Source organism: Bradyrhizobium sp. Leo78, from assembly GCF_059512425.1.
On the sequence record NZ_JCAMOT010000282.1, the window covers coordinates 1 to 383 of the forward strand.

Sequence of the window (383 nt, forward strand, 5' to 3'; positions counted from 1 at the left end):
GCCCTCGACGGCCACGTCGAAATGGGCTTTCGAGACATCGATGCCGACCATGAAAGCTTGCGGGATATGCATGGGTGCTCCTCCTTGCAACGCGGGCTCGAAGCCCAATCAATCGTTCGAGCGAAGACATGGCGACGGAGATGCTCGCTGAGGTACGAGTTCGAAACCCAAGGATGACACGCATCCCCGTCGCGCAACCCGTTTATACACCAACGGCAACGTACAAGGATGAGGCTCTCGTGATCACCGGGCACCAGCGCCACCCCTCCACTCAGCGGCAGCTGATTATGCCTCCCTTGCCTCATTTTGCCGGCAATGGTATTTCCATTCTGCAACTCTTTCGAGAAAGGAGGATCACGCTATGCAGTATTATTTCCGGCATC

1 protein-coding gene is annotated in these 383 nt (G+C 56.1%); it reads left to right on the forward strand.

Features of this window, described 5'->3' with window-relative positions; translation table 11 throughout:
- Positions 1–173: 173 nt before the first annotated feature.
- Positions 174–383, forward strand: a 210-nt coding sequence (locus tag AC5ZG1_RS44690) for a hypothetical protein (RefSeq protein WP_496136613.1), incomplete at its 3' end; no start/stop codon positions are given.